This is a genomic window from Streptomyces sp. SS1-1 (assembly GCF_008973465.1).
Taxonomy (GTDB): Bacteria; Actinomycetota; Actinomycetes; order Streptomycetales; family Streptomycetaceae; genus Streptomyces.
Map to the genome: position 1 here is coordinate 2,164,612 of NZ_WBXN01000004.1, position 16,126 is coordinate 2,180,737.

At 72.8% G+C, this 16,126-nt stretch carries 14 protein-coding genes; 10 read left to right on the forward strand and 4 right to left on the reverse strand.

The window, feature by feature from the left end; genetic code table 11:
* Nucleotides 1-135: 135 nt before the first annotated feature.
* Nucleotides 136-1,026: an SGNH/GDSL hydrolase family protein gene (locus F8R89_RS11075; protein WP_151783820.1), complete on the forward strand. Its 891-nt coding sequence runs from the start codon at nt 136-138 to the stop codon at nt 1,024-1,026.
* 10 nt (nt 1,027-1,036) lie between these two features.
* Nucleotides 1,037-2,014 (forward strand): aldose epimerase family protein, encoded by a 978-nt coding sequence (locus tag F8R89_RS11080; protein WP_151783821.1) that lies wholly within the window; start codon nt 1,037-1,039, stop codon nt 2,012-2,014.
* 76 nt (nt 2,015-2,090) lie between these two features.
* On the opposite strand, the gene F8R89_RS11085 is transcribed toward F8R89_RS11080, so the two are convergent.
* A complete protein-coding gene (locus F8R89_RS11085; protein WP_151783822.1) occupies nt 2,091-4,526 on the reverse strand; it encodes a glycoside hydrolase family 3 protein in 2,436 nt (811 codons plus the stop codon).
* 103 nt (nt 4,527-4,629) lie between these two features.
* On the opposite strand from F8R89_RS11085, the gene F8R89_RS11090 reads away from it, so the two are divergent.
* Nucleotides 4,630-5,211 (forward strand): TetR/AcrR family transcriptional regulator, encoded by a 582-nt coding sequence (locus tag F8R89_RS11090; RefSeq protein WP_151788068.1) that lies wholly within the window; start codon nt 4,630-4,632, stop codon nt 5,209-5,211.
* Between the two features lie 107 nt (nt 5,212-5,318).
* Nucleotides 5,319-6,581, forward strand: a complete 1,263-nt coding sequence (locus F8R89_RS11095) for a pyroglutamyl peptidase (protein ID WP_151783823.1) — start codon at nt 5,319-5,321, stop codon at nt 6,579-6,581.
* Here F8R89_RS11095 and F8R89_RS11100 read toward each other — a convergent pair.
* Entirely contained in the window at nt 6,571-7,365 is a 795-nt protein-coding gene (locus tag F8R89_RS11100; RefSeq protein ID WP_151783824.1) for an EI24 domain-containing protein, read from the reverse strand. The two genes, F8R89_RS11095 and F8R89_RS11100, sit on opposite strands and share 11 nt — an antisense overlap.
* Nucleotides 7,366-7,509: 144 nt before the next feature.
* Here F8R89_RS11100 and F8R89_RS11105 point away from each other — a divergent pair, with 144 nt between their 5' ends.
* Nucleotides 7,510-8,661, forward strand: a complete 1,152-nt coding sequence (locus F8R89_RS11105; RefSeq protein WP_151783825.1) for a serine hydrolase domain-containing protein — start codon at nt 7,510-7,512, stop codon at nt 8,659-8,661.
* Nucleotides 8,662-8,722: 61 nt separating this feature from the next.
* Here the strand turns inward: F8R89_RS11105 and F8R89_RS11110 are convergent, their stop codons facing one another.
* Nucleotides 8,723-9,736, reverse strand: coding sequence for an NADP-dependent oxidoreductase (locus tag F8R89_RS11110; RefSeq protein WP_151783826.1), 1,014 nt, complete (start codon nt 9,734-9,736; stop codon nt 8,723-8,725).
* A gap of 27 nt (nt 9,737-9,763) precedes the next feature.
* Between F8R89_RS11110 and F8R89_RS11115 the strand changes: the two genes are divergently transcribed.
* Nucleotides 9,764-10,249 carry a MarR family winged helix-turn-helix transcriptional regulator gene (locus tag F8R89_RS11115; RefSeq protein ID WP_413251247.1) on the forward strand — a complete coding sequence of 162 codons (486 nt, stop codon included), beginning with the start codon at nt 9,764-9,766 and terminating at the stop codon, nt 10,247-10,249.
* A 22-nt stretch (nt 10,250-10,271) separates the two neighbouring features.
* Here the strand turns inward: F8R89_RS11115 and F8R89_RS11120 are convergent, their stop codons facing one another.
* On the reverse strand, nt 10,272-11,258 hold the full coding sequence (locus tag F8R89_RS11120; RefSeq protein WP_192806093.1) for a hypothetical protein: 987 nt from the start codon (nt 11,256-11,258) through the stop codon (nt 10,272-10,274).
* Between the two features lie 313 nt (nt 11,259-11,571).
* On the opposite strand from F8R89_RS11120, the gene F8R89_RS11130 reads away from it, so the two are divergent.
* The 4 genes from F8R89_RS11130 (at nt 11,572) to chvE (ending at nt 16,109) form a co-directional block, all read left to right on the forward strand.
* Entirely contained in the window at nt 11,572-12,729 is a 1,158-nt protein-coding gene (locus F8R89_RS11130; protein ID WP_151783830.1) for a mandelate racemase/muconate lactonizing enzyme family protein, read from the forward strand.
* A complete protein-coding gene (locus tag F8R89_RS11135) occupies nt 12,726-13,730 on the forward strand; it encodes a zinc-dependent alcohol dehydrogenase (protein ID WP_151783831.1) in 1,005 nt (334 codons plus the stop codon). Before F8R89_RS11130 ends, F8R89_RS11135 begins: the two co-directional genes overlap by 4 nt.
* 122 nt (nt 13,731-13,852) lie before the next feature.
* A complete protein-coding gene (locus F8R89_RS11140) occupies nt 13,853-14,815 on the forward strand; it encodes a hypothetical protein (RefSeq protein ID WP_151783832.1) in 963 nt (320 codons plus the stop codon).
* 178 nt (nt 14,816-14,993) lie between these two features.
* A complete protein-coding gene (gene chvE / locus F8R89_RS11145) occupies nt 14,994-16,109 on the forward strand; it encodes a multiple monosaccharide ABC transporter substrate-binding protein (protein WP_383656236.1) in 1,116 nt (371 codons plus the stop codon).
* The last annotated feature ends 17 nt before the right edge of the window (nt 16,110-16,126 follow it).

Below are 16,126 nucleotides of genomic sequence, written 5' to 3' on the forward strand. Positions count from 1 at the left end.
GGGGCCGTGAAACGCCCGCCATTCACCCGGCAGGACGCTTGTACGGGTGTGAGCCGTTGCATGCGCGGCCCGGGAACCCGGGTGAGGTCTCATGGGTTGGACAGTTCGACGGGTCCGACGAGGGGATGGACGGGTATGCGGATGCGACGGCTTGTCCCACGCGTGGTCCTCGCCGCCGTGACCGCGGCCGTGCTGGGCGCGTCCGGCTGTGATGCCGTGGGCGGCGCCGGCCCCGCCCCGTCGGGGACGGCGGCGCGGGGCGCGCGGCCCTCGCCGAGGCCGACGCCGGTGTGGGACCGCAGCCCCGCCTCGGTCGCGGCGGTCGGCGACTCGATCACCACCGGCTTCGACGCCTGCGCGGTCCTGTCGGACTGCCCCGAGGTGTCCTGGGCGACCGGCACCCGTCCGGCGGTCGACAGCCTGGCGGTACGGCTGCTGGGCCGGCAGAAGGCGGCGGAGCGCAGCTGGAACCTCGCGGTGACGGGGGCCCGGATGGGTGATGTTCCCGGCCAGATGGCGCGGGCCGTGACGCATCGGCCGCAGCTGGTCACGGTGATGGCGGGCGCCAACGACGCCTGCCGCAGGTCGGTCGGCTCGATGACGCCGGTGGCCGAGTTCCGCGCGAGCTTCGAGGAGGCGCTGCGCACGCTGCGCCGGTCGCTGCCGAAGTCGCAGGTGTACGTGGCGAGCGTGCCGAATCTGATGCGGCTGTGGGAGCAGGGCCGGACGAGCCCGATGGGCCGTCAGGTGTGGAAGCTGGGGATCTGCCCGTCGATGCTGGGGGACGCGGAGTCCCTGACGGCGGAGGCGAACGAGCGCCGGGCGACCGTGCAGGACCGGGTCGAGGCGTACAACGCGGTGCTGAGGGACGTCTGCGCGAAGGACCGCCGCTGCCGGTTCGACGGCGGCGCGGTGCATGACTTCCGTTTCGGGCAGGCGCAGTTGAGCCAGTGGGACTTCTTCCATCCGAGCGTCGACGGGCAGGCGCGGCTGGCGGAGATCGCCTACCGGACGGTCACGAACTAGTGTTCCGCTCATGAGCGAACACTTCGGCACACTTTCCGACGGCACGGAGGTCCATCGCTGGACCCTGGAGCGCGCGGGCGTTCGGGCGCGAGTCCTGTCGTACGGCGGGATCGTGCAGTCACTGGAGGTGCCCGACCGGGACGGCCGGACGGCCGACGTGGTCCTCGGGTTCGCCGATCTCGACGGGTACGTGACGCACACCGGGCCGTATCTCGGCGCGCTGATCGGGCGGTACGCCAACCGGATCGCGGGCGGCCGTTTCCCGCTGGACGGGGTCACCTACGCGCTCGACCCCAACACCCCGCCGAACTCGCTGCACGGCGGCGCCCGGGGCTTCGACAAGCGCGTGTGGGACGTGACGCCCGTCGAGCACGGGCTGCGGCTGACGAGGGTCAGCCCGCACGGCGAGGAGGGCTTCCCGGGGCGCCTGGAGGTGACGGCGACGTACACCCTGGAGGCCGACGGGGCGCTGCGGTTCGTGTACGAGGCGGTGACGGACGCGCCGACCGTGGTGAATCTGACCAACCACAGCTACTTCAACCTCGCGGGCGCGGACGCCGGTGACGCGGGCGGTCATGAACTGCGGCTGGACGCCTCCCGGTTCACCCCGGTGGACGCGGACCTCATCCCGACCGGCGTCCTGGAGGACGTCACGGGCTCCCGCTTCGACTTCCGCCGGACGCGCAAGGTCGGCTCCGGGTACGACCACAACTTCGTGCTGGACAAGGGTGTCACGGAGGACGCGCGGGAGGTCGCCGAGCTGTACGACCCCTCGACCGGGCGGGTGCTGACGGTGGCCACGACCGAGCCCGGCCTGCAGCTGTACACGGCCGACAAGCTGGACGCGCCCTTCTCCCCCGGCGACGGCATCGCGCTGGAGACCCAGCACTTCCCGGACTCCCCGAACCGGCCGGACTTCCCGAGCACGGTGCTGCGGCCCGGCGAGGTGTACCGGTCGGAGACGGTGTACGCCTTCTCGGCGCGCTGACGGGCGGGGGAAGGCCCGAGCCCCGGTCCCGGTGTCAGGGCCCGGACCGGGGCTGTTCCTGGGTACTTCTCCCGGATCAGACGTTAATCGTCGCGGTCAGCCTGCGGTCGGAGATCGAGCGTCCGAGCTGAATCTCGTACGAACCCTTCACAAAGGTCCACGCCTCGGTCGTCTCGTCCCACACCTCGAAAGCCCGGCGGGTCAACTCGATCACGGCCTCGCCGCTCTCCCCCGGCTCGGCGGAGACGCCGGCGAACCCGGCGAGCCACCGCGCGGGCCGTCCGGCGTCCGGCTCCGCGGGCGACAGATAGACCTGGACGACCTCGCGGCCCGGCCGCTCTCCGGTGTTGCGCACCCGCACCCGGACCGTGGCGCCCTTGACCTCGGCGGACTCGTACGCCCAGGTGGTGTAGCCGAGGCCGTGCCCGAACGGGTACGCCGGGGCGCGGCCCGCCTTCTCCCAGGCGCGGTAGCCGATGAAGACGCCCTCGGTGTAGGCGAGTTCGCCGTCGGTGGGGACGACCTCGGTGACCGGGGCGTCCGCCAGCGAGCCCCAGGTGGTGGGCAGCCGTCCGCCGGGCTCCTCGGCGCCGGTGAGCACGTCGGCGAGGGCGGCGCCGCCCTCCTGGCCCGGGAACCAGCCGAGCAGCACGGCGGCGACCTCGTCGCGCCACGGCAGTTCCACCGGGGACCCGGAGTTGACGACGACGACCGTGCGGGGGTTGGCGGCGGCGACGGCGCGGACCAGGTCGTCCTGGCGGCCGGGGAGCCGCAGGTCGATGCGGTCGAAGCCCTCCGACTCGACGCGTTCGGTGGTGGCGACCACCACGACGGCGGTGTCGGCGGCGCGCGCGGCCTCGGCGGCCTCGGCGATGAGCTCGTCGGGGTCGCGCAGCGGCTCCTGGTGGGCCAGCGTGAAGCCGACGACCCTGAGCGGGGCGTCCTCGGGGTGCTCGACGACGTAGGTGAGGGAGACCTCGACGGGGGCGCCTTCGGTGAGTTCGGGCTGGGCGCGCGGGACGGGGGCGCCGAAGAAGCTGATGAACGGGTCGTCCTTGGTGGGGCGCTGGACGTCGTCGTAGTACGTGGTGCCGTCGATGACGAGCGTGAAGGCGCCGATGCCCTTGACGCCGAAGGTGTGGGCGCCGGTGACGCGCGGGGTGAACGTGCCGGTCAGCTCGACGCTGTGCAGGGTCTCGTGGGTGACGCCGTCGGGGAGGTCGGAGCCCATCCACTGGATGTGCCCGCTGGGCGCGGAGCCGGTGCCGAGGACGTTCCCCGACGCGTCCCGGCACACGGCCCGCAGGGTGAACCCCTTGTCGGCCACGCCGAGTTCGGTGCTGGGGTCGGCGCCGACGGCGTAGGTGAGGGCGCCTTCGGGGAGGGCGGCGGTGAGGCCGTCGAGCGGGGAGACGGTGCGGGCCGGGAAGACGGTCGCGGAGCCGCCGCCCAGGACGCGGGCGTCGCGGGCGGCGCCGCCGATCAGGGCGACGGTGCCGCCGGGCGGCAGCGGCAGGGCGTTCTCGTTGCGGACGAGGACGAAGGAGCGGCGGGCGATCTCGCGGGCGAGGGCGGGGCCGTCGGTCTCGGGCGGGAGGGCGGTGACGGCCGGTTCGGCGCCGGGGAGGATGCCGACGCGGGCGGCCAGCCGCAGGACGTTGCGCACGGCGTCGTCGACCCGGGCCTCGGGGACCTCCCCGGCGCGCACGGCCCGGGCGAGGGCCTCGCCGTAGACGGTCCGGGGGCCGGGCATGGCGATGTCGAGGCCGCCGTCGAGGGCGGCGGCGGTGTCGCGGGCGGCCGCCCAGTCGGAGACGTTGACGCCGTCGAAGCCCCACTCGCCGCGCAGCACCTCCTCGACGAGGCGCCGGTGCTCGGTCATGGTCGTGCCGTTGACCGTGTTGTACGCGGTCATCACGCCCCAGGGGCTGGCGTGTTCCACGATGTGCTCGAAGGGCGCCAGGTACAGCTCGCGCAGGGCGCGTTCGCCGACGACGTTGTTCACGGTGAAGCGCTCGGTCTCGGCGTCGTTGGCGACGAAGTGTTTCACGGTGGTGCCGACGCCGCCGGACTGGACGCCCGAGACATAGCCCGCGCCGATGACCCCGGTGAGGTACGGGTCCTCGCTGTACGCCTCGAAGTGGCGTCCGCCGAGCGGGGAGCGGTGCAGGTTGACGGTGGGGGCGAGCAGGACGTGGACGCCCTTGCGGCGGGCCTCCTGGGCGAGGAGGACGCCGGCGCGGTGGGCGAGGTCCGGGTCCCAGGCGGCGGCCAGGGCGGTCGGGGAGGGCAGGGCGACGGACGGGTCGTCGGCGGTCCAGCGCACCCCGCGGACGCCGATCGGGCCGTCCGACATCACGAGGGAGGGCAGGCCGATCTCGGGCAGGGCGGGCAGGGTCCACATGTCCTGGCCGGAGAGCAGCCGTGTCTTCGCGTCGAGGTCGAGCCGGGCGAGGGCCGCCTCCACGACCGCCTCACGTGCTGCATCGGCCTGGGTGCGCGTTCCCGCCATCGCGGTGCCTCCTCGTCGAGTCCGGGCTGTGGGCACCATCCTGCATCGGTCACCTGTCGACCGGTAGGTTTCGTTATCCGCGTGTTACATGAGGGGCGGGCGCATCCCGTACGGTGACGCCATGAACGCGAGGGTCAGGGGCGAGGAGCGCCGCGCCGAGATCGTCCGGGCGGCGCTGGAGGTCATCGCCGAGCGCGGCTACCGGGGCGCGAGCCTGGCCGCGGTCGCCGAACGGGTGGGGCTCACCCAGCAGGGCCTGATGCACCACTTCCCGACCAAGGACGCGCTGCTCGTCGCCGTGCTCCAGGAGCGGGACCGGTGGGACGCCGTGCCGGACAGCCGGTGGCGGGTCGATCTGCTGGCCGCGCTGGTCGAGTACAACGCGATGCGGCCGGGCATCGTGCAGACCTTCTCGGCGCTGCTCGGTGAGAGCGTGACGGACGGGCATCCGGCGCGGGCGTACTTCTCCGAGCGGTACACGCGGGTGCGGGCGAGCATGGCGGAGATGCTGCGCGCCGAGTACGGCGACCGGCTGCCGAACGGGCTGACGCCCGAGCGCACCGCCCCGCTGCTGGTCGCCGTCATGGACGGGCTGCAGTACCAGTGGCTGCTGGACCCCGCGTCGGTGGACATGCCGGGCGCGTTCCGGGACTTCCTGCGGCTGCTCGGCGAGCCGCGGAGCTGACGGCGGCGGACGGACGGGCGCACGCACCATGGCGTGGACCTCTCCCGTCACGCGATACTTCCGGCGTCCCGCACGACCCCCACCGTGACGGAAGGACCCGAACTGCCGTGATATCCCCCCGTGTTCGGACCGGAGTGCTCGCCCTGGCCCTGCTGACCGGCCTCGCGGCGCCCGCCACCGGCACCGCCGCCGCCACCCCCAGGACCGCCGCCGCCCCCACCGTCGAGGAGCGGCGGCTCACCCAGGCGGCCCCCCAGGAGATCCTGCGCCGCTCCGGGTTCGGCGCCGCCACCGCCGCCTTCTCCCGCGCCCTGGACGGCGCGCACGGCTACGCGGCGGCCCGCCGGGCCGTCGAGCGGCACGGGACGGCGCTGTGGCGGCGGGCCGTCGACCGGGCGCAGGGGCGGGGTCCGGCGGGCGGCGATCTGAGCCGGGACGACGACCGGCCGCTGTACTGGGCCCGGCTGACGATGACACGGGAACTGCGCACCTGGGAGCCGGGCTTCGCCCTGGACGAGGGGCGGCGGGCCGCACTGCTGGACGCGCTGGAGCGGACCTCGCGCGGGCAGGGCGACCTCCGGCTGCCGCGGGAGAAGGGCGTCCGGCGCATCCTGGTCACCGGGTTCGACCCGTTCACGCTGGACCGGGACATCCGGATCTCCAACCCGTCGGGGGCGGCCGCGCTGGCGCTGGACGGCACGGTCGTGCGGACGGCGGCCGGTCCGGCGCGGGTGGAGACCGCCGTCTTCCCGGTGCGCTGGCGGGACTTCGCCGAGGGGACCGTGGAGCGGGCGCTGCGGCCGCACCTGGGGCGGGTCGACCTGTTCATGACCGTGAGCCAGGGCCGGGTCGGGCGGTTCGACGTGGAGCGGACCAACGGGGCCTGGCGGGGCGGGTTCCCGGACAACGAGAACGCCTCCAGCACCGGCCTGGCCCCGGTCGCCGACCCTGGTTCGCAGCCGCAGTGGACGACGACCACCCTGCCGTACGCGGCGATCGTCGCCGCGCCCACCGGCCGGTTCCCCGTGTACGACAACACGAGCGTCACCGAGATCCCGGCGGGCGGCACGGAGGCCGTCGTCCGGCCGGACGGGCCGACGCCCGGGTCGAGCGCCCGGGCCGGCGGCGGCGGGGACTACCTGTCCAACGAGATCGCCTACCGGGCGACGCTGCTGCGCGACCGCCTGGGGCTGCACGACGTGCTGCCGGGCGGGCATGTGCACACGCCGGTGCTGCAGTTCGGGGCGGGCAACACCGACCCGGCGTCGGGGGCGGTGACGGACCCGGAGTTCGTCCGCAACCGGCTGGACATCATCGCCCAGGTGCGCACGATCCTGACGGTGGCGGCCGGCAGTCCGGTCACCGGGTGACCTTCTCGCCCGCGGGCTCGCCCGGCTCGTCCTCCCGCGTCTCCTCTCCCGCCAGCTCCCGGGCCATCAGCGTGGCGCCCGCGACCGCGCCGGGCATCAGGAACACGGCGGCGAACGGCACCAGGAAGGCGGCGGCGAGCGGAGTGCCGAAGCCCCAGACGAGCATCTTGCGCGAGCGCAGGAGCGTCAGGCGCTCGCGCAGCTCGACGCGGCGGCGCTGGAGGGCGACCGCCGTCAGCTCCTCGGTGAGGAAGAAGCCGGTGACGACCACACCGAGGACCGGGACGACCGTCTGCCCGACGACCGGGATGAAGCCGGCCGCGAACAGCAGCACGCCCCACACGGCGGCGCGCACGACGATCCGCAGGCTGTCGCGGCCGGAGATCCACAGATCCCGCCAGAACGGCAGCCCGGACTCGGGCGCGGTGCCGTCGGGCGAGACGTCCCGGTCGACGCGCTCCGAGAGGCTCTCGTAGAAGGGCTGGCCGATCAGCAGGGTCACGGCGGTGAAGGTGACCACGGACAGCAGCAGGGCCAGGGCGAACAGGACGGCGGTGAGCAACCCGCGGAACAGGCCCCGCCATGGGCTCGCCCAGCCGTCGGCGAACGGGGTGGACCAGCCCACGAGGTCCTGGCCCCACAGCGCGAGGGCCACCAGCGTGGCCGCGTACAGCACCAGGGTGATCAGGCCCGGGATCAGCCCGAAGCCGTACTGCCTGCCGTGCCGGGCCACCCATCGCTGGCCCTTGAGGAGAAACCTGAAACCGGCACCGAGATCGCGCATGCGGATCACTGTAGACGGGGTGTGTCACACCGCCGTCACGGCGGCTTCGGTGCCCGGTCACGGCGTCCCCATCGCGGGGAATGGGCCGGGCCGGGGCGGGTGTTGTGAGCACGGCAGACATCAGGGGCCAGGTGAGGAGAGCGGATGGCACCGGAGATCCACGGCACGGTCGCGGACGGCTTCGAGGCGGTACGGGAGGAGTTCGCGGCGTTCGTGGCCACGGAACGGCCGGACTACGAGGGCCAGGTCGCCGCGTACGTGCACGGCGAACGGGTGGTCGACCTGTGGGCGGGCCCGGGCGCCGGGGCCGACTCCCTCTACGGGGTGTTCTCGTCGTCCAAGGGCGCGGCCCATCTGGTGGTGGCACTGTTCGTCCAGGACGGGGTACTGGACCTCGACCGTGAAGTCGCCTCGTACTGGCCCGAGTTCGCGGCCGAGGGCAAGGCCGGGATCACGCTGCGCGAGCTGATCGCGCACCGCGCCGGGGTGGTCGGACTCGACGCCGGGTTCACGCTGGACGAGCTGGCCGACGACCGGGCGATCGCCGAACGCCTCGCCGGGCAGCGGCCGTTCTGGCGGCCGGGCACGGCGTTCGGCTACCACGCGCTCAGCGTCGCCGCGCTCACCGGCGAGGTCGTGCGGCGCGCCACCGGCCGCACCCTCCAGGAGGTCTACGAGGAGCGCGTCCGCGCCCCGCACGACCTGGGCTTCTTCCTCGGGCTGCCCGAGGCGCTGGAGGACCGCTACCGCTCGGTGCAGCCGATGGAGCCGACGCCGCAGCAGCAGGCGGAGCTGGACGCCGTGCCGGCCGGACCGCACACGCTGGCCTCGATCGCCTTCAACACGCATGTGCCGATGCCGGGGCAGCTCGCGGACTACCCCAACTCCCGTGCGGTGCGGGCGAACGGGCCCGCCTCGGCGGGCGGTGTGGCCTCCGCGCGGGGTCTCGCGGGGATGTACGCGGCGGCCGTGAGCGGGCTGGGCGGGCGCCCGCCGCTGCTGAAGCCGGACACGGTCGCCGAGGTCGGCCAGATCCACTCCACCGGCCAGGACCTGGTGTCCCGGACGTACAAGTCGTTCGGGCTCGGCTTCCAGGCGGTGTCGGACCCCTGGTACCCGTTCCTGGGCGCCGGTGCGTTCGGGCACGCCGGGGCGAGCGGCTCGCAGGCGTTCGCCGACCCGCGCAGCGGTCTGGCGTACGGCTACACGCGGCGCCGCTACGCCTACCCGGGCGGTGCGGCCGTGGAGAACGACCGGCTGGTGCGGGCGGTGCACACCGCGGCGCTGGCCGTCTGACCGGGAACGCGGAGAGGCCGCGCCCCCTGCGTGGGGCGCGGCCTCTTCGCGGGCCGGACCGTCAGAGCTTGACGATCATCTTGCCGATGTTGTCGCCGCGCAGGACGCCGAAGAACGCCTCCAGGTTGTTCTCGATGCCCTCGACGACGGTCTCGCGGTACTTCAGCTCGCCCGAGGCGACCCAGGGGCCGACCTCCTGGACGAACTGCGGCCGCAGGTCGTAGTGGTCGCCGACCAGGAAGCCCTCGATACGGCCGCGGGTCTGGATCAGCCGGGCGAGGTTGCGCGGGCCGGGGGCGGGCTCGGTGTCGTTGTAGACGGAGATCATGCCGCAGACGGCGATCCGGCCGTTCAGGTTGAGGGAGCCGATGGCCGCCTCCAGGTGCTCGCCGCCGACGTTGTCGAAGTACACGTCGACGCCGTCCGGGGCGGCGGCGCGCAGCTGCTCGCGCACGGGGCCGTTCCTGTAGTTGAAGGCGGCGTCGAAGCCGTACTCCTCGACCAGGAGCTTCACCTTCTCGTCGGAGCCTGCGGAGCCGATGACGCGCGAGGCGCCCTTGAGCCGTGCGAGCTGGCCGACCTGGCTGCCGACGGCACCGGCCGCGCCGGAGACGAACACCGCGTCACCCTCCTTGAAGGCGGCGGTGCGCAGCAGTCCGGCGTAGGCGGTGAGACCGGTCATGCCGAGGACGCCGAGGTACGTGGACAGGGGCGCGGCCTCGGGGTCGACCTTGACGGCGTGCCGCGCGTCCAGGGCCGCGTACTCGCGCCAGCCGAAGAAGTGCAGGACGTGGTCGCCGACCGCGATGCCCTCGGCGTTCGACGCGACGACCTCGCCGACCGCGCCGCCCTGCATGACCTTGCCGAGCTCGTAGGGGTCGGCGTACGACTTGGCGGCCGACATGCGGCCCCGCATGTACGGGTCGACCGAGACGTACGTGTTGCGGACGAGCACCTGGCCGTCGCGGGGGGTGGGCACCTCGGTCTCGACCAGGGCGAAGTCCTCGGGCTTGGGCCAGCCGACGGGACGGGAGACGAGGTGCCATTCGCGGTTGATCACAGGGTGCCCTTCCATCAAAATACTTCAGTACCTGAAACAACCATGCGCCTGAATATTTCAGGATGTCAAGTAACCCGTTACCCTGGACGAGTGACCACTCCACCCAGGACGAACCGCCCGGACGAGCTGACCTTCGAGGTCGTCGACCTCATCGGCGCGGTCGTGGCCCGCTATCACGCGGAGTACGAGGAGGCGGCCGCGGAGCACGCGCTCACCGGCGCCCAGGCCCGGCTGCTGAGCCTGCTCTCGCTGGAGCCGCTGCCGATGCGCAAGCTGGCCCAGCGGCTGCGCTGCGAGCCGTCGAACGTGACCGGCATCGTGGACCGGCTGGAGTCACGGGGCCTGGTGGAGCGCCGGCCGGACCCGGCGGACCGGCGGGTGAAGCTGGCCGCCGCGACCGGGGAGGGCCGTCAGGTGGCCCGGAACCTGCGGGAGTCCCTGCGGTTCGCCCGGGAGCCGCTGGCGGGCCTGTCGGAGGACGAGCGGCTGGCGCTGCGCGATCTGCTGCGCCGGATGCTGGCGGACTGACGCCCGCTCCCCCGGCGAGCGACTACGTGCACCACCAGAGGAAACGCTTGCACTCCGTCGGCTTGGGGTCGGGCGTCGGCTCCGAGGTGGCCGGGTCCTCCGTCGGGTCGGGGTCGCCGCCGCCGCCCGAGGTCGGCGTGGGGTCGGGGGCCGGGGGCGGCGTACCGGCGCCGGTGCCCGCCGTCTCCTCCGACGAGGACTCCGGGTCCGGGGTGCCGTCCCCGTCCGCGTCCTCGTCCTTCTTCCCGTCCTCGTCGTCCTTGTCCTCGTCCTCGTCCTTGCCGGACGCGGAGGCGGAGGGGGACGCGGACGGGCCGCCCGAGGCCGCGCCCGCCCCGGTGCGGACGGTGGCGCCGGTGGCGCCGGGCGACGCCTCGACCTCACCCTCTGCGCCGCCGTCCGCCGAGGAGTCGCCGGCCGCGGCCGTCGGAGGGGTGTCATCGGGGGCGTCCATGCCGAGTTCGGCGAGGCTCAGACCGCCGGCGGCCAGGACGAAGCCCGCCGCGATCAGCAGCGTCCGGCGCCGTCTGCGGCGGTGCGCGGCGGCCTTGCGGTCCCGGCGGCTCGTGCCGGCCCCGGCCTCGTCCTCGTCGCCGTCCTCGTCGTCGTACGCCTCCGGGTCGTCGTACTCCTCGGAGTCGTCGTAGCCGTCCGGGCCGGTGTGCCCGTCCTCCGGGACGGCGGGGGCGTCCCGCTCGTCGCGGGCGCGCCGGCGGCTGCGGCCGCGTCGCTGCGCCGCCCGGCGCGCGGCCCGGCCGGCCACCGGTGCCGCCTCCGCGAGCCCGCCGGTGTCAGCGGGGGCGTCCGCGCCCTCGGGAGCGTCCGGTTCCGTGCCGGTGTACTGCCCCGCGTACGCCGCGGGCGCGCCCGGGGACCGCTCGGCCGGCGGCGGGTACGCGGCGCCGGCCAGGGCGTCCGCGTACACATGCGGCTGTTCGGTCGTGGCGCCGCACCCCGGACAGGCGAGTGCGCCGTTCAGGTGCCGTCGGCACGGGTGGCAGTAGTCCATGACGCGGGAAGACTAGGTTCCGGACGCGTACCGTTCCTAGTCACCCCTGTGAAAGTTTTGTGGACAACAATGCGCAGAGGCATGACCAGTTGGCGGATATGCCAGGACACGCCAGACACGCCCCGCACGCTCCGCGACGAAGGGGCCGCATCGGGGACCGCGAGCAGTGTCGAAACCGTTATGCGCGCGACCCATTGACACCCCCGTCGCCCCCTCCCTACTGTCACGTCAGCATTTCGAACGTGTGACGAAATATCGAACATCGCCGGGTGCACAACCGAATGGGCCGACGACGCAGCAAGGGGCAACTGCCGTGCGTATCACCGGAATCAGCACACACGTGGTCGGGACGCCTTGGCGCAATCTGACCTACGTCCAGGTGCACACCGACGAGGGGCTGACCGGAGTCGGCGAGACCCGGATGCTGGGCCACACCGACGCGCTGATCGGCTATCTGCGCGAGGCCGAGGCCAACCACATCCTCGGCTCCGACCCGTTCGCCGTCGAGGACCTGGTGCGCCGCATGAAGTACGGCGACTACGGCCGCGCGGGCGAGATCGTGATGTCCGGCATCGCCGTGATCGAGATGGCCTGCTGGGACATCAAGGGCAAGGCGCTCGGGGTGCCCGTGTGGCAGCTCCTCGGCGGCAAGGTCACCGACAAGGTGAAGGCGTACGCGAACGGCTGGTACACCACCGAGCGCACGCCCGAGGCGTACCACAAGGCCGCCCGCGCGGTGATGGAGCGCGGCTACCGGGCGCTGAAGATCGACCCCTTCGGCACCGGCCACTTCGAGCTCGACCACCAGCAGACCCTGTACGCCGTCTCCCTCATCGAGGCCGTACGGGACGCCATCGGCCCCGACGCCGAGCTGATGCTGGAGATGCACGGCCGCTTCTCCCCCGCCACCGCCGTCCGTCTCGCGCACGAGCTGGCGCCGTTCAAGCCGGCCTGGCTGGAGGAGCCCTGCCCGCCGGAGAACCTGAAGGCGCTGGAGAAGGTCGCCGCCAAGGTCGACATCCCGGTCGCCACCGGTGAGCGCATCCACGACCGGATCGAGTTCCGGGAGCTGTTCGAGAGCCAGGCCGCCGACATCATCCAGCCCGACGTCGGCCACATCGGCGGCATCTGGGAGACCCGCAAGCTCGCCGCGACCGCCGAGACGCACTACACGCTCGTCGCCCCGCACAACGTCGGCGGTTCGGTGCTCACCGCGGCCTCCCTCCAGGTCGGGTTCACCTCCCCCAACTTCAAGATCCTGGAGCACTTCAACGACTTCGCCGACGCGGAGATCAAGAAGGTGGTCAAGGGCGCGCCGCAGGTCGTGGACGGCTACTTCCACCTCTCCGACGCCCCCGGGCTCGGCGTGGAGTTCGACGCCGACGCGGCCGCCGAGTTCCCGCAGCAGCAGGCCCGGTTCGACCTGTGGGCCGAGGGCTGGGAGCAGCGCAAGCCGAAGGGGACGCGATGAGCACCGCCGTCGTCGTCGAGGCGCCCGGCCGGCACCGGCTCGCCGCCCACACGCCGCGTGACCCCGGTCCCGGCGAGGCGCTGGTGCGGGTGCACGCGGCCGGCATCTGCGGCAGCGACCGCGAGCTGTACCAGGGCAACCGGCCCGAGGGGTACGTCCGTTACCCGCTGACGCCGGGCCACGAGTGGTCCGGGACCGTCGCCGCCGTCGGTGCCGGGGTGCCGGAGGGGCTCGTCGGCCGGAAGGTCGTCGGCGAGGGGTTCCGCAACTGCCAGGTCTGCGACCGCTGTCACGCCGGTGAGACGACGCTGTGCGAGGCGGGGTACGAGGAGACCGGGTTCACCCAGCCCGGGGCCATGGCGGCCACGCTCACGCTCCCGGCCCGGCTGCTGCACGTCCTGCCGGACGACTGCGACCTGACCGCCGCCGCCCTGCTGGAGCCGGCCGCCTGTATCGCGGCGGCCGCGCTGAAGGCGGGCGCCCGGCCGGGCGAGCGGGTGGCCGTGGTCGGCACCGGGACGCTCGGGATGTTCGCCGTGCAGTTCCTGGCGGCGAACTCGCCCGGCGAGCTGCTGGTGGTGGGGACGCGCCGGGACCGGGAGGAGCTGTCGCGGGCGTACGGGGCCACCGGCTTCCGCACCAAGGACGAGGAACTGCCGGGCGGTTACGACGTCGTCGTGGAGACCGCCGGGTCCGCCGACGCCGCGCGCACCGCGGCCGCGCTGCTGCGGCGGGGCGGGCGCCTGGTGCTCACCGGCATCCCGGCGCCGGGCGCGCACGGGCTCGACCCGACCGATCTCGTCGTACGCCAGCTGGAGGTGCACACCGTCTTCGGGGCGCCGCCGGACGCCTGGGCGCACGCGGTGCGGGTGTTCTCCGCCGGTCTCCTCGACCCGCTGCCACTGGTCACGCACGAACTGCCGCTGACGGAGTTCCCGCAGGCGATCGAGCTCGTGGGCTCCGGCGACCCGAAGGTGGGCAAGGTTCTCCTCCGGCCCTGAGCGGCCTTGGCCGTACGCCGGGACGGGGGCGCCCTGACGGTCCCCGTGCCGGCGTACCACCGAGGTCCCGCACACCCGAAGACGCGAACCTCGTCCGAAATACCGAACACTAAGGACATCCCGTGACCGACGCCTCCGCAGCCCGACGACCCGGCGAGCAGGCACTCGCCGCCCTCGGCCTGGGCGCGCCCGACCCCTCCCCCGCCGACGCCTCGCCCCACACCTTCCCCGGCGGAGGCCGCTGGCGCACCGAGATCCCCTCGTGCGAGGGCCCCGAGGCGCTGGCCGTCGTCCTGAAGGAAGCCTCGCGGCTGGACGTGCCGATCCACCGGATCAGCCAGGGCAGCGGTGTGTGGATGCTGACCGACGCCGAGATCACCGAGATGGTCGAGGCGACGGCCGAACGGGACATCGAGCTCTGCCTGTTCACCGGCCCGCGCGGCACCTGGGACATCGGCGGCTCCACCCGCACCGACTCCCGCGGGGCCGGGCTGCGCGCCCGCGGCCACGACGCGGTGGCCGGCTGTGTCGAGGACGCCGTGCGCGCCACCGAACTGGGCGTGAAGTGCCTGCTGGTCGCCGACGAGGGCGTGCTGTGGACGCTGCACCGGGCGCGCGTCACGGGCCTCATCCCGGCCGACACCACCCTGAAGGTCAGCGCCCTGATCGGCCCGGTCAACCCGGCCGCGTACGCGGTGTACGAGCGGCTGGGCGCCGACTCGGTGAACGTGCCGAGCGACCTGACGCTGGATCACCTCACGGAGATCCGGCGGGTCTCCGCCGCCCCCATGGACATGTACATCGAGGCCCCCGACGACCTCGGCGGCTATGTGCGCATGTACGAGGTCGCCGAGCTGATCCGGCGCGGCGCCCCGCTGTACCTGAAGTTCGGGCTCTCCAAGGCCCCCGGCATCTACCCCTACGGCCACCACATGAGAGAGCTCACGCTGGCCACCGCCCGGGAACGCGTCCGGCGCGGACGGCTGGCCCTGGACCTGCTCGCGCGGCACGGGGCCGACGGCGCGATGGCGCCCCTCGGCTCACGGCTGCCCGGAACGCTGACGCGTTTCGACACACGCGCATAACGTTCCGGCGAAACCCCCTTCACAGAAGCGGACGCAGGCGAACACAATCCCACACACCCTCGGGCGACGGACCAGCCGACCCGAACAGCCCCGGACACGTCCTCGCATTCGCCCACGCGGCACCCGGACCGACCGGACCCGAGCACGACCGAGCCCCGCTCCACTCACATCAAGGATGATGATCATGCGTAGTCGCAGAGCCGCACTCGCCGCCATGGCCTCCGTCGCCTCCCTCGCGCTGACCCTGACCGCCTGCGGCCAGGACAGCGAGGGCGGCAGCAAGGACGACAACGCCAGCACGAAGGGGGCGACGATCGGCATCGCGATGCCCACCAAGTCCTCCGAGCGCTGGATCGCCGACGGCAACAACGTCGTGAAGAACCTCGAGTCCAAGGGCTACAAGACCAAGCTGGTCTACGGCGAGGACGACCCCGACCAGCAGGTCTCGCAGATCGAGAACCTGATCACCCAGGGCGTCAAGGCGCTGATCGTGGCGGCCATCGACAACAAGTCGATGAACAACGTCCTCCAGCAGGCCAAGGACGCGAACATCCCGGTCATCTCCTACGACCGGCTGATCCTCGGCACCCCGAACGTCGACTACTACGCCTCCTTCGACAACGAGAAGGTCGGCCAGCTCCAGGCCAGCTACATCGTCGACAAGCTGGGCCTGGAGGACGGCAAGAAGGGCCCGTTCAACATCGAGCTGTTCGCCGGCTCCAACGACGACAACAACACCCGCTACTTCTTCGGCGGCGCGATGAAGGTGCTCCAGCCCTACATCGACAAGAAGCAGCTCGTCGTCCGCTCCAAGCAGACCGCCCTCAACCAGGTCACCACCCTGCGCTGGGACGGCGGCACCGCGCAGAAGCGCATGGACGACATCCTCACCTCGGCGTACAAGAGCGAGCGCGTCGACGCGGTGCTCTCGCCGTACGACGGCATCTCCATCGGCATCCTCTCCGCCCTGAAGTCGGACGACTACGGCTCCAAGAGCAAGCCGCTGCCGGTCGTCACCGGTCAGGACGCCGAGGTCGCCTCGGTGAAGTCGATCATCGCCGACGAGCAGTCGATGACCGTCTACAAGGACACCCGCGAACTCGCCAAGGTGGCCGTGAACATGGTCGACTCCCTGCTCAACAAGAAGAAGCCCGAGGTCAACGACACCAAGACCTACGACAACGGCTCGAAGGTCGTCCCGGCCTACCTGCTGGAGCCGGTCGCCGTGGACAAGACCAACTACCAGAAGGAAGTCGTGGACTCCGGCTACATCAAGGCGAGCGACCTCAACTAACCGCCGGCCCACTCTGA

Bases quoted from the DNA above. Each gene is read 5' to 3' on its own strand.
- F8R89_RS11100 (WP_151783824.1), bottom strand. From the start codon at position 7,365: ATGCGCGATCTCGGTGCCGGTTTCAGGTTTCTCCTCAAGGGCCAGCGA.
- chvE (WP_383656236.1), top strand. From the start codon at position 14,994: ATGATCATGCGTAGTCGCAGAGCCGCACTCGCCGCCATGGCCTCCGTC.
- F8R89_RS11110 (WP_151783826.1), bottom strand. From the start codon at position 9,736: ATGGAAGGGCACCCTGTGATCAACCGCGAATGGCACCTCGTCTCCCGT.
- F8R89_RS11105 (WP_151783825.1), top strand. From the start codon at position 7,510: ATGGCACCGGAGATCCACGGCACGGTCGCGGACGGCTTCGAGGCGGTA.
- F8R89_RS11120 (WP_192806093.1), bottom strand. From the start codon at position 11,258: ATGGACTACTGCCACCCGTGCCGACGGCACCTGAACGGCGCACTCGCC.
- F8R89_RS11085 (WP_151783822.1), bottom strand. From the start codon at position 4,526: ATGGCGGGAACGCGCACCCAGGCCGATGCAGCACGTGAGGCGGTCGTG.
- F8R89_RS11075 (WP_151783820.1), top strand. From the start codon at position 136: ATGCGGATGCGACGGCTTGTCCCACGCGTGGTCCTCGCCGCCGTGACC.
- F8R89_RS11135 (WP_151783831.1), top strand. From the start codon at position 12,726: ATGAGCACCGCCGTCGTCGTCGAGGCGCCCGGCCGGCACCGGCTCGCC.
- F8R89_RS11080 (WP_151783821.1), top strand. From the start codon at position 1,037: ATGAGCGAACACTTCGGCACACTTTCCGACGGCACGGAGGTCCATCGC.
- F8R89_RS11115 (WP_413251247.1), top strand. From the start codon at position 9,764: ATGCGCCTGAATATTTCAGGATGTCAAGTAACCCGTTACCCTGGACGA.